The sequence below is a fragment of the Thermoplasmata archaeon genome (assembly GCA_038851035.1).
Classification (GTDB): Archaea; Thermoplasmatota; DTKX01; order VGTL01; family VGTL01; genus JAWCLH01.
Genome location: JAWCLH010000010.1, coordinates 32,739 through 45,262 on the forward strand (window position 1 = coordinate 32,739; position 12,524 = coordinate 45,262).

Consider the following 12,524-nt stretch of genomic DNA (forward strand, 5'->3'; position numbering starts at 1 on the left):
TTCCCCCGCCCCGGGGGCCAACCGCTCCGGCGAAATATTATATTGAATGTCGGCGATACGTGGGCCGGAGGCCGATGGAGAGCATAGTCTTCGTCGAGATATTCGCCATTTTCTTCATGGCGAAGCTCGCGGGCGAGCTCTTCGAGCGGCTGCGCCAGCCCCCGGTGGTCGGGGAGCTGCTGGTCGGCATCGTCGTGGCGAACACCTTCGTCTTCGACATGCTACACCTGAAAGAGAACATGGGGTACTTCGAGTTCCTTGCGGAGCTCGGGGTCATGATTCTCCTTTTCTCCGTGGGGCTCGAGACGCCCCTCCACCAGCTCTCGAAGGTCGGAATCGTCTCTACGATGGTCGCGGTCTTCGGGGTGCTCGTGCCCTTCGGGCTGGGGTTCGCGTACATCCTCGCTATCAACGGCTCCTACAGCGAGGCGATGTTCATCGGGGCCGCGATGGTCGCGACGAGCGTGGGCATAACGGCGCGCGTGCTCGCCGACCTCGGGGTAACGGGGGCGCTTGAGTCGAGGGTCATTCTGGGGGCCGCCGTGATAGACGACGTCCTCGGAATGATTGTCCTGACCATCGTCAGCGGCATGGCGGGCGGAGACCGGACGCGGCTAGAGAGCGGGGAGCACGTCCTGCTCGAGACGGCGCTTGTGATAGCGATAGCCATCGCGTTCGTGGTCGGGGCGATGCTGCTCGGCGGCAGAATCGTGCGCAGGCTCGCGGGCGGCGACGCCCCCGCGCGGGGCAGGGCGCCGGCCCGGGGCTCGCGCAGGGACCACCTCGCCGCGCTCCGCCAGCGCAACGCCCCCTTCGTCGTCGCGCTGGTGCTGTGCTTCGGGCTCTCGGCGGTGGCGAGGTATCTGGGCCTTGCGGCGATAATCGGGGCCTTCGTGGCCGGAATGGCCTTCGCCGAGGTCAGGGAGAGGTACCACCTGCGCGAGAAGATGGACCCGGTCAACGACCTCCTGGCGCCGTTCTTTTTCGTACATATAGGGCTGATGGTCCACGTCTCCGACTTCCAGCCCGTGATAGGAGTGGCGGTCGTCATCACGATTCTCGCAATCGTCGGGAAGCTCGTGGGCTGCGGCCTCGCGGCGCTCAGGCTCGGCCCGGGGCCCGCCGTTGTCGTCGGGGTCGGGATGGTCCCGAGGGGCGAGGTCGGCATTATCGTGGCGATGGTGGGCCTATCCCTCCACACGATTCCCAACAGCATGTTCACCGTGGTCGTCTTCATGTCCATAGCGACCACGCTCCTCGCGCCGCCCCTTCTTGTCTGGGCCTTCAGGAGGGCCCACCCCTCCCAGCCCGCTCCGGCCTCGGGCGCGTGCCTGGAGAAAAAAAGATGAAAGAGCCCCGGGGGCCCTAAAGAGCGTACCTGATGACGAGAAGAATATTGCAGGTGATGAGGGCCAGGACTGTCGCGGGAACCGCGGCCCCACAGTACTCGCGCCACGTGACCCTCACCCCGCACCTCTCCATCTGCGAGAGGCCGACGATGTTGGCCGAGGCCCCGATGGGCGAGGCACTGCCCCCGATGTCGCAGCCCAGGCACGAGGCCCACGCGAGGGCCCCGAGGCCTATGCCCGTGCTCCCGGAGAGGGAGCGGATGATGGGGACCATGGCGGCGGCGAGGGGGACGTTGTCTATGAGGGCCGAGAACACGGCCGCGGTCCACAGGATGATGGTGACGGCGAGGGCAGTGCTCCCGCCGGAGAGAAAACCTATCGCGCCCGCGAGGTCCGCGGTGACGCCCGTCCTCTCCAAACCCCCGACGATGATGAACAGGCCCCCGAAGAAGATTATCGTCCTGTAATCAAGCCTCTCCAGCATGTCCGGGAACTTTCCGCCGCTGGAGAGCATCGTGAGGACGGCTCCGAGAATTCCGATGAAGGCCACTGAGATTTTGAGGAAGTTGTGGAGCACGAGCAGGGCCATCGAGAATATGAATATGCCCAGGGTGATGTGCATCGTTCTGGCGTCCCTTATCGCGGTCTTCGGGGGGGGCCTGAGGTATCTGAAGGCCTTCATGAACTCGACGGAGTCTACCTTGCATCTCGCGAATGTGCTCTTGAAGCACAGGTAGAGGACAAAAAGGTTCACGATGAACGCCGCCACCGCCAGCGGTCCCGTGTTTAAGACGAAGTCGCTGAAGGAGTAGTGGAGGGCCGTCCCGATGACGATGTTGGGCGGGTCTCCGACCATAGTGGCGCTGCCGCCGATGTTGGCCGAGGTGATCTCGCCGAGGATGAAGGGGAGCGGGGAGACCCTGAGAATTCTGGTTATCTCCATGGTCAGGGAGACCATAAACATTAGAACCGTTATACTGTCCATGAAGGCGGCGAGGAAGGCCGAGAGGGCGGAGAAGAGGACGAAGAGCCTGAGAACCCTGAACCGCGCCATCATTAGCGTCCTCAAACCTATCCACTTGAAGAATCCGACCTCCCTGAGCACATGAATCATGACGAACATCCCGAATATCAGGCCCAGCGCTTCCCAATGCACGGGGCCGCGCGGGTCCAGAACGTCCTCCGGGCTCAGGATGCCCAGAGCCAGCACTGCCATCGCCCCCATCATCGCTACCAAAGCCCTCTGAATTCTCTCTGTGGCGATGAGCACAAGACAGGCCGCGAGTATGGCCACCGCCAGCGCCTTGTCGTACAAATCGCCGCACCCGGCCCCGTTCCACGACTTTCTCCGGTAATGAGCCGGGCGTCTATTAAATCTGTCGAGAATAGTGCGCCCTGCCCAATCGGTTATTTATACTGCGGCGGCGATTTCAGCTCCGTGGCCGACCTCCCTTGGCACACCCTCGGCCCGCTCGAGGCCCTTGAGAGGCTAGGGAGCAGGCTCCAGGGCCTGGGCGCGGAGGAGGCGAGGGAGAGGCTCGGGAGATATGGCGCGAACCTCCTGCGCGAGGCCCCGAGGCCCGGGCCGCTGAGGCGGTTCGCTATGCAATTCGCGAGCGCGCCCATATTGATGCTGATAGCCGCCATTGTGATTCTGCTGGCGCTGACCGTGTTCTTCGGCGAGTCGCACGTGACGGACGCGGTCGTGATATTCATAGTGATTTTCGTCAACGCCCTTATGAGCTTTATACAGGAGTCGAAGGCGCAGAAGGCGATGGACGCACTCCGCAAGCTGACGAGCCCCAAGGCCAAGCTCAGGAGGGAGGGGAGGGCGCTCGAGCTCGACGTGGCGGAGGTGGTTCCCGGGGACATCCTCCTCCTCGAGGAGGGGGACAAGGTCCCCGCCGACGCGAGGGTCCTCTCTTCCCACAACCTCGAGGTGAATGAGTCGATGCTCACCGGGGAGTCGGTGCCCGTGCGAAAAGAGCCCGACGCGGTCATCGAGGAGGGTGCCATGCTCCAGGAGAGGGTGAACATGGTCTACGCCGGTACCGTGGTCACCCGGGGGAGGGGCGAGGCCGTAGTGGTGGCGACGGGAATGGAGACCGTGATGGGCAGAATCGCGCGGCACATCCAGACGGACGAGCCCACGCCCCTCCAAAAGAGACTGGCCTCGCTCAGCAGGCAGCTCGGCGTGATCGCAATCGCGGCGGTCGTGGTCCTCTTCCTCCTCGACCGCCTCGCCCGGACCCACTCGCCGCTGGTCGACAGCTTCCTGCTCTCCGTGAGCCTAGCGGTCGCGATGATTCCAGAGGGGCTTCCGATAGTCACGCTCGTCACCCTCGCGGTCGGGATGCAGGTGATGGCTGCGAGGAAGGCTGTCGTCAGGAAGATGATGGCGGTCGAGACCCTCGGAAGCACGACATTCATCTGCACCGACAAGACCGGTACCCTGACCCGGAATGAGATGACGGTCGCCGAGATGCACATCGGCGGGAGAAGGTACACCCTGACCGGGACAGGCTACGGGCCCGAGGGCAAGATTCTGGATGGCGAAAGGGAGGCGGACGCAACCGGGCCCCCGCTGGTCGATGCTCTTCTTGTGATGGCCCTGTGCAACGACTCCCATCTCGTTCAAAGGGGCGGGCGGTGGGAGGTCATTGGTGACCCGACCGAGGGCGCCCTGCTCAGTGTCGTGGGCAAGGCCGGCCTCAACCCCCGCGAGCTCATGCAGCGCCACCTCCGCTGCGGCGAGAAGGTCTTCGACCCCCGGCGCAGGATGATGACGACCGTGCACAGAATCGGCGGGAGCGTCAGGGCCTTCGTCAAGGGAGCGCCCGAGGTCCTTGTCGAGCTCGCCGGCGCAGTGCAGAAGGGGGAGAAGGCCCTCCCGATAACACCGGAGCTCAGGCAGGAGCTCATCGAGCTCAACGCCTCGTTGGCGTCGCGAGGCTTCCGCGTTCTCGCGCTCGGGACCCGCGAGCTCCCGGAGGGCTGTGACTTCGAGGCCGAGGGCGTAGAGAGGGGCCTCACGTTCCTAGGACTCGTGGCCATCCGGGACCCGCCGAGACCGGAGGTCGCTGAGGCCGTGCGCAGGTGCCGCGAGGCTGGCATCAGGGTGGTCATGATAACCGGCGACCAGAGCGACACCGGCCGGTCCGTTGCGCGCGAGCTGGGAATTCTCCAAGGCGGCGGTCTCGTCCTGACGGGCTCGGAGCTCGAGAAGCTCTCGGAAGAAGAGTTCGAAAGAATAGTCGAGAATGTGAGGGTCTACGCGCGAGTCTCGCCAGAGCACAAGCTCAGAATCGTCCGGGCACTGCAGAGGAGGGGGCAAGTCGTGGCGATGACCGGTGACGGTGTCAACGACGCCCCCGCGCTGGCGAGGGCCGACATCGGTGTGGCGATGGGCCTCTCCGGGACGGACGTGGCTCGCGAGGCCAGCGACATGGTCCTGATGGACGACAACTTCAGCTCGATAGTGGCAGCGGTGGAGGAGGGGAGAAGGATATACGACAACATAAGGAAGTTCATCAGGTACCAGCTCAGCACGAACGTGGGCGCGATATTTCTGATTTTTGCGGCGACGGTGGCGCTCCTGCCGGCGATTCCCCTCTACCCGGTCCAGATTCTCTGGGTCAATATTCTGATGGACGGGCCCCCCGCGGTGGCGCTGGGGCTCTCGCCCGGCAGCCCCGCGCTGATGAGGAGGAAGCCGAGGGACCCTGAAGAGAAGATTCTGACTCCGGAGCTGCTCAGGGCGGTCGCGTTCAACGGCTGCGTCATGGGCCTGCTGGCCTTCCTACTATTCTGGTGGGACATCGGCCGCGGCTCCGGAGCGAGGCACGCCCAGACCCTGACGTTCACGGCCTTCGTGGTCTACCAGATGTTCAGCGTCTTCAACTGCAACTCCTTGAGGAGGAGCGCGATCAGCGGCGAGGTCCGGAGGAACCCCTTCCTGCTCGTCGCGGTCGTGGTCTCTCTCCTGCTCCAGCTCGCAGTGGTCTACCTGCCCCCCATCAACCCCTTCTTCCACACCGTGCCGCTGGGCGCGAGCGATTGGGCGCTGATTCTCGGGACGGGAATTCTCGTGCTCGCAATCGAAGAGGCGAGGAAGGCGGCGGTCCGCGCGCTCTCGCCGGAGCGGGCGGTCTCCGGCGCCCAGCTCGCTTAAGGTAATATACCCCGTGCACGATACCGCGCCGGCGAGGCCTTGGCGGTCCGGCAACCGCAGTACAGGGAGCCCCCGACGCCGGGAGGGCTGGAGGCGATCGAGAGGGGGAGCCTCCAGTGGTTCGACCCAGAGATGTACAGCAACCTGAACACCGGCGTCATGGAGCAATACCTTGAGGAGAAGAACCAGCGAGAGAGCTGGGAGCGTTCGAGGTGGAACTGGGGAAAGGTCATCGTGGCGATGGCGGTCGGGGCGGCCTTCGCCGCGATAACCGAGTATGTGGCGCTGAAGATAGGGATGGGCATAAGCGCGGTTATGTACATCATTTACCTATCCGGGATGGCGCTGCGCTGGAGGCCCTCGGAAATCAATATTGTGGCGGCCGCGGCGGACGCGGCCGCGATGGTGTGCATGGGATTCATATTCTCCTACCCCGCGATTTACCTCCTGAAGTACTCGCCCGACTTCGCGATAGGTAAGGCTGCGGACGGGAGCCTGATATTCATCGTCCAGGAGATTCCGCCGGTATGGATAGCCATCGTGGCCTCCGTCCTCTCGGGCTGGCTGGGAACGGTCTACTTCGTCCTTTTCAGGAGGCTCTGGCTCGTCGAGGACCCCCTGCACGTGCCGGGCTTCGAGCCAAACCTGAAGCTTCTGGACATCGCCAACGACATAACCCGCGGGGGCGCCGAGGCCGCGAAGCGCTCCATCAAAATCGTGGGCGCCTCGACCGGCATAACGGCCCTGTTCACGTTCCTCAGGGATTTCCCGGTCTTTCAGGACGCTTCGGGGAAGACCAGTGTGTCCATCCTCGACCGCTTCTTCGGAGGGGCGTATTACAAGGCAGGCGAGATAAAAATGCCCGAGGAAATCGCTACCCACACGTTCGTGTCCTTCACAATCCTGCCCATCCAGATCGGCGTGGGCTGGTTCATGAGGTTCAGGGTGGCGCTGCTGATGTGCCTGGGAACATTCCTCACGTGGTTCATCATCGTCCCCATGGCGGTGGCCCTCCACGTGCCGGTCTACGACATCAACGCCGGCGGCTTCCTGGACGTCAGCACCTACCCCTTCAGCTCCTGGATGGCCTACAGGAAGATCGCGGTCATCATAGGCATCGGGGCGCTCCTCGGCGGGGGAATCTTCGCCATCATCAAGATGCTCCCGACTTTTGCAGGTCTCTTTAAAGACATCGCGAATGCGCTGCGCGGGACAAGGGCGAAGGGCGCGGGGGCCGACTACATAGACGGAAGGGGCTGGTACGACTGGCCCGTGGCCCACATCGGGTACATCGCCGCGCTGGCCTTCGTCACGATTCTGGCGGTGCTCATAATCTCGGGCTTCGGCGTGGTGGAGTCGTTTGTGTTCTGCGTCCTCCTCCTCTTCGCCACCTTCATATTCTCGGCCATCGCGGTCAAGACCCTCGGGGAGACCGGGACAACGCCCGTCTCCGCAACCTCTATACTCGTGCTCATAATACTCATCGTCACCTTCCGCCTTATCGGAACGCCCAAGGAGACGCTGGTCATAATATCCCTCCTCGGGACGACCGTCTTCTGCTCGGCGATATCCCTGTCTGCTTCCATAATATTCGACTTCAAGCTCGGGATATACGTCGGGAACAGGCCCTACCACCTGATGAAGTCGGTCCTGACCGCTACGATACCGGGCGCGGTGGTCTCGGCTCTCGCCGCCGGCTTCCTCTCATATCAGCTCGCCACGGGGAAGCTCGACCTGTTGGCCCCGCAGGCCAACGTCTTCGCGACGCTGACACAGCTCCTCGCGGGCGGCCAGAGCAACGAGCTCGTGCTCCAGTACCTCGGAATCGGGATGGCGATAGGGGTCTTCATGGAGCTGATGACGGGCATGGGCACAGCCTTCGGCCTCGGGATGTACTTCCCCCTCTCGATTCAGCTCCCGATGCTGCTCGGCGGCGCGCTAAGGGACCTCTACGAGAGGAACGTTCTGGAGCCACGCGCAAGGGCCGAGAAATGGTCGGAGCGGAAGAGGACGCTCAAGGTTCTTGATACATACATGGCCGCGGCCGGCCTGATGATAGGGGAGCCTGTGATGGCGATGGTGGCGGCGATGGTGATGGTCTCGATAACCTGAGCTCAATCAACAAGCGTTATATATTCACATCAGTTATCGAGCAGCGATGCCCCCTGTCAGGACATCGGTCTACCGCCGATCCCCCACGCCCCTCGGCCTCGAGAGAATCGAGAAGGGCGAGCTCAGGTGGCTCGACACCGAGAGCTTCGCCAACTTCAACACCGGGGTCCTGGAGGAATACCTGGAGGAGCTGAACAGGCGCGAGGGCTTCAGGGTCTCGCGCTTCGACTGGAGGCAGATGGCCCTCGGGATTTTCGTGGGGACCTTCTTCGCCTTCATCATCCAGTACGTAGGGCTCAAGGTGGGAATAGCGGTCGGGGCCGCGTGGTATGTCATATTCATCATCGCCCTGTGGCTCAGGTGGACGCCCGCGGAGAACAACCTCGCCGCCTGCGCCGGCTCAGCCGCCCAGTACATATCGTCCGGCTTTGTGTTCACGTATCCGGCCATATACCTGCTCACCTACCACTCCTCCTACACCCACATAATAAGCGAGGCCCAGATTCCATCAGCCGCGCTCGCGCTCGTGTGCACAATCGTTTCCTCGTGGCTGGGCATAATGTACTTCATAATCTTCCGCAGGCTCTGGGTTGTCGAGGAGACCCTGCCCCTGCCGGGCTTCGAGGCGGGCGTGAAGCTCCTTGACATCGCCAAGGACCTGACAACGGGGGCGATTCAGTCCGCGAAGAGGTCTATAAAGCTCGTCGCGACATGGGCGGGCCTGACCGCAGTCTACACCTTCCTGCGCGACATGCCCGTAGTTGCTAAAGAGGGGGCGCGTGTTTCTGTGCTTGACTCGGTCTTCGGCGGCCCGAACTACCACGGGGGCATCATCAAACTCTCGGAGGCGGACTCGAAGTATACTTGGTTGAGCTACAACATCGCTCCGATACTCTTCGGAATCGGCTGGTTCCAGAGGTTCAGGACGGCCCTGCTGGTCTCTCTGGGCACATTCGTCTCGTGGTTCGTGATAATACCACTCGCGGTCGCAATGCACGTGCCGGTGCAGCAGGGCGGCGGGATGGTCGACGTGAGCACACTCAACTTCGCGTCGTGGGCGGCCTACAAGAGCATCTCCAATCCGATTGCGATAGGGGCCATACTGGGAGGAGGTTTCACCGCGCTCTTCAAGATGCTCCCCTCGTTCAGGGCGATATTCAGGGACGTCTGGAGCGCGGTCCGGGGCGGCGCGAGGGCCGGGGACTACATTGAAGGCAGAGGCTGGTACGAGTGGCCGATGTCGCACATCGCAGTGATGGTTGTGGTCGTGGTGCTCACTGTTGGAGGGGCCTTTTCGCTCAGCGGCTACCCGCCGCTCCAGTCCTTCATCTACTCGGCCGTGCTCGCGGCTGCGGTCTTCTTTTTGGGCGCGATTGCGGTGAAGGTGATGGGCGAGGTCGGAATCGAGCCCGTGTCCGGGACATCCTTCATCGCCCTGCTCATCGTTATATTCCTGCTCTGGCTCGCCGGGACCCCGACATCAGTGATCGCGGTGATGTCGATTCTCGGGACGACCGTGTTCGCCTGCTCCATATCGATGTCCGGCAATGCGATCACGAACTTCAAGTACGGGCTGTACGTAGGCAACAGGCCCTACCACATGGTCAAGGCGATGCTTGTGGCGCTCGTGCCGGGCGCCGTGGTCGCGGTCGTCGCAGCCTCGGTCTTCTCCTACGGCCTCGCAACAGAGAAGCTCGACTTTCTCGCGCCTCAGGCCCACGCGTTCGCCTACATGGTCCAGGTTCTCCTCGGGGGCCAGACCGCAGGCCAGCTCGCGGCCTACCTGGGCTTCGGGCTCTGCATTGGCATATTCATGGAGCTGATGACCGGCATGGGCACGGCCTTCGGCCTCGGGATGTACTTCCCTCTCTGGCAGGCCTTCGCGCTCCTGACCGGCGGCGCGGCCAGGGACCTCTGGCAGAGGCACTATCTCGAGCCGCGCGCGAGGGCCGAGGGCTGGGATGAGAGGCGCAGCACGCTCAGGATGCTCGACGGCTTCATGATGGCGACCGGTCTGATCGTGGGCGAGGCGATAATGGGGACCGTGGTCGCGATCGCAATAATGTACCCGGGGTGAACGCTCCCGATACATCTATTAGGCCCTTCATATCTAGGTCTCAAGGATGGCGCGCAGGGTTCCGGAGAGCCGCCGGGAGCGGCTGCGGAGGGACTCGAAGAAGGAGAAGCTCTCTAGGAGGGACTGGCTCGTCAGGCTCCTAGCGCTCGGAATCGTCCTTCTTTTCCTCCTCTCGAGCCTGATCGCGCTCTTCGTCCACTGAAGGTTTATTTAACCGGAAACCGCATTATCTTGCCCGGTGCGACATTGGCTGCCGGGGCCCCGGGGAGCGGGGAGGAGGTTTCGGCGCTCAGGGAGCTGGTCAGCTCCCGCCCCGACCTCCTCATGAGCGCTCTCGAGAGCGCCGCGGCGGGCGGGGACAAGACCCTGCTCAGGGGGCTGGTCGAGGGCGCGCTGCTCCTTTTTGCGGGGAGGGAGCAGGAGCTGCCGGGCGGGAGCGACTTCTGGGCCAGAATGAAGAGCATCCTGCCCCCGGGGGCGGCGTCGCCGGCCTCCATCGACGTGCTGAGGCAAGAGCTGGAGAGGCACGCCGGGGCCGCGCCGGCCGGGACCGTCCCGGACGCACTCCCCGTCGAGGTTGGCCCGGACGAGGCGGCGGCGCTCCGGGAGGAGCTTGCGAGAATGGAGAGGAAGTACAGGGAGACGGTGGAACTCCTCAGAGCGGAGGCGCGGGAGAGGGGTGCGCTCCAGAAGAGGCTCGAGGCGCTCGAGGCGGAGGCGGCCGGGGCGCGCCAGAGGCTGGAGGAGGAGGAGAGCAGGCTGGCTGAGGCGCGGGCCGAGCTCGAGAAGAAGAGGGCGGAACTCGAGGCCGCGGAGAGGAGGCTTCACGAGCTCGAGCTGGAGCTGGTCAGGAAGGAAGAGGAGATAAAGGCCGCGATGGAGCACCTGCGCGCCGAGGAGGCCGAGAGGCGCAGGGCGCTCGAGGCCCTCAGGCAAGAGGCGAGGGAAAAGGCGCGCATGGAGGCGAGGCTCAGGGCGAGGGAGGAAGAGCTCCAGAGACTCGAGAAAAGGATGGTGGAAGAGGAAAGGAGGCTCGAGGCGCTCAAGGGGAAGCAGGCGGTCTCGGAGGAGGAGTGGCGCAGGAGAACCGAGGAGCTCACCAAGAGGGAGGAGAGGGTCAGGGCGCTCGAGGAGGAGCTGAGGGGCAGAATCGAGAGCCTCAGGAAGGAGGAGGAGGAGCTGGGGGCGAGGGTCAGGGCGCTCAGGAGGGAGCTCAGGGAGGAGGAGAAGGCGGAGGCGAGGCTGAGGAGGAGGGAGGAGCTGCTGGCGGAAATGGAGAGGCGCTACAGGACGAAGGAGGAGGAGGCGCTGGCGGCGATAAGGGAGCTGGAGAGGCTGAGGGAGGGGCTGTCGCAGATCCCGGGCGCTCCGCGTGCCGAGGAATCGCCTACTGGGACGGGCGGAGGCACTTCTCAGCCGGGAGGGGGGGCCGCCGATGCGCATCCGGAAGGGACGGGGGAGGGTGGCCCCGTGAAAGGGGAGGGCCCCGGCGCCCCCGAGCCGCTGGGGGTAGAGGCCGGGGAATACGGGGAGACCCCGCCCGGCGCCGGGCCGCCACCCGTGCCGCCCGCCGAGAAGGTTCCCGAGGAGGCTCTAGGAATTCCGAGGGCGTCGAGAATATTCGTTGTGGATGAAGCTCCGCCCAAGAAAAAGAGCGCAAGGGACGAGCTCCTCGAGGAGCTCGCAAAGAGGCTCAGGAGAGCCTGAGCCGGCGGCGGGTCCTTTGCAAATTGCGCCCGGCCCGCTCTCCGGTCCTTATTGAAAATGGGGCTGGCACGACGCGCACTGGTGACGGGCCCGGATGTACGAGCTCCGGAGTCGCCTACTCCTCCTCTCCCCCGAGCTTCTCCGGCTCCGCGGGCGGGGCCGGCTCGGGCGGGGGGGCGGGGGCGACGGTCGCCCTCATTTTTGCCGCTACGGCGACCCTCGCGGCCCTCACGCGCGCGCGGGCCTTCTTCGCCCTCTCGATCACTCTCTTGGGAATCGGCCGCTTCGCAATCTTTCTCGCGGCCCTGCGCACCGCCCTGCGGACGGGCTTCTGCTTCCGGATAATCCTCACGGCACGGGCGATCCTGCGGCCCGGCCTGTGTGCCCTCTTCTTCGCGGCTCCCTTCTTTGCCTTTCTGCGCGCCATCGGACCCACCGGGAGCGGAGAGGGTGTGGCGGGATATATAATTTTCTGGTTGGGGGGTGGACGAATTCCACGCTAGCGGGGTGTCGTGAGGGGATGGTCGAGGCCAGTATCGCGCAGCGACGGGCGAGGGAGCCCGATGGACTGGAGGGCGAAAGAGGGGAGGGCCGATATGATCATCGCGGTCAGACACTCGTAAAAAAACCATTTTATTGGTGCGGGTGTTCACAAATTTCGCGGGGGCGCCCGGGGCTATAGCCTTTGGAGAAATGCCAGATAGCGAAATTCGTGAGACGCTAACCATTTTAACTGGTGGAGGAATCACCGCCGTGACGCGTCACGGTTCGCGCACTTTAGCGTCTACCGTCTCAGGGCCATTCGATGGAAAACAGGTACAAACAATAAAGAGGTTTCAATGCGTCGTGGGCGGACGGGAACGACAAGAATTTGATTTGTGATATTTATTTTTTATTCATTGGAGAGTGTGTCGAATTCCGAAATAACTTCCTCTCGCCAAATATAAGAGCCCTAAAACCATATCAATACACGCGGAAGCTCACAAGGAGAAAGCTCAGATGGCTCATCAGGGAGAGGGGCGAATATCCATATCCTAAAAAGCCCGGGGCATCCCCTAAGTTAATCACTGATGAAGAGAGGGAATATGTAATGAGGGCAAGAGCCAGG

Annotated in this window: 9 protein-coding genes; 7 read left to right on the top strand and 2 right to left on the bottom strand. The window is 63.4% G+C overall.

All coding sequences use genetic code 11. From position 1 onward, the window contains the following. The first annotated feature begins 59 nt into the window (after positions 1-59). Positions 60-1,349, top strand: a complete 1,290-nt coding sequence (locus QW379_04710; GenBank protein ID MEM2869706.1) for a cation:proton antiporter — start codon at positions 60-62, stop codon at positions 1,347-1,349. Positions 1,350-1,365: 16 nt separating this feature from the next. Here the strand turns inward: QW379_04710 and QW379_04715 are convergent, their stop codons facing one another. Continuing rightward, entirely contained in the window at positions 1,366-2,664 is a 1,299-nt protein-coding gene (locus tag QW379_04715) for an SLC13 family permease (protein MEM2869707.1), read from the bottom strand. A gap of 123 nt (positions 2,665-2,787) precedes the next feature. Between QW379_04715 and QW379_04720 the strand changes: the two genes are divergently transcribed. Genes QW379_04720 through QW379_04740 form a run of 5 tightly spaced genes read left to right on the top strand, consistent with a single transcriptional unit; the run spans position 2,788 to position 11,416 of the window. Next, on the top strand, positions 2,788-5,520 hold the full coding sequence (locus tag QW379_04720) for an HAD-IC family P-type ATPase (protein MEM2869708.1): 2,733 nt from the start codon (positions 2,788-2,790) through the stop codon (positions 5,518-5,520). A gap of 39 nt (positions 5,521-5,559) precedes the next feature. Beyond that, positions 5,560-7,632, top strand: a complete 2,073-nt coding sequence (locus tag QW379_04725) for an OPT/YSL family transporter (GenBank protein ID MEM2869709.1) — start codon at positions 5,560-5,562, stop codon at positions 7,630-7,632. 46 nt (positions 7,633-7,678) lie between these two features. Next, positions 7,679-9,709 (top strand): OPT/YSL family transporter, encoded by a 2,031-nt coding sequence (locus tag QW379_04730; GenBank protein MEM2869710.1) that lies wholly within the window; start codon positions 7,679-7,681, stop codon positions 9,707-9,709. A 46-nt stretch (positions 9,710-9,755) separates the two neighbouring features. Further along, complete coding sequence (locus QW379_04735) at positions 9,756-9,911, top strand: hypothetical protein (GenBank protein MEM2869711.1); 156 nt, start codon at positions 9,756-9,758, stop codon at positions 9,909-9,911. A gap of 29 nt (positions 9,912-9,940) precedes the next feature. Then, complete coding sequence (locus QW379_04740) at positions 9,941-11,416, top strand: hypothetical protein (protein ID MEM2869712.1); 1,476 nt, start codon at positions 9,941-9,943, stop codon at positions 11,414-11,416. Between the two features lie 115 nt (positions 11,417-11,531). Here QW379_04740 and QW379_04745 read toward each other — a convergent pair whose 3' ends face one another. Beyond that, the gene (locus QW379_04745; GenBank protein ID MEM2869713.1) at positions 11,532-11,852 is read right to left on the bottom strand and encodes a hypothetical protein; all 321 of its coding nucleotides are present in this window, start codon (positions 11,850-11,852) and stop codon (positions 11,532-11,534) included. 435 nt (positions 11,853-12,287) lie between these two features. Here QW379_04745 and QW379_04750 point away from each other — a divergent pair. Then, positions 12,288-12,524 (top strand): hypothetical protein (locus QW379_04750; protein MEM2869714.1); only part of this gene is annotated, 237 nt, incomplete at its 3' end.

Coding starts and splice junctions, on each gene's coding strand:
- QW379_04730 (MEM2869710.1), top strand. CDS start 7,679: ATGCCCCCTGTCAGGACATCGGTCTACCGCCGATCCCCCACGCCCCTC.
- QW379_04735 (MEM2869711.1), top strand. CDS start 9,756: ATGGCGCGCAGGGTTCCGGAGAGCCGCCGGGAGCGGCTGCGGAGGGAC.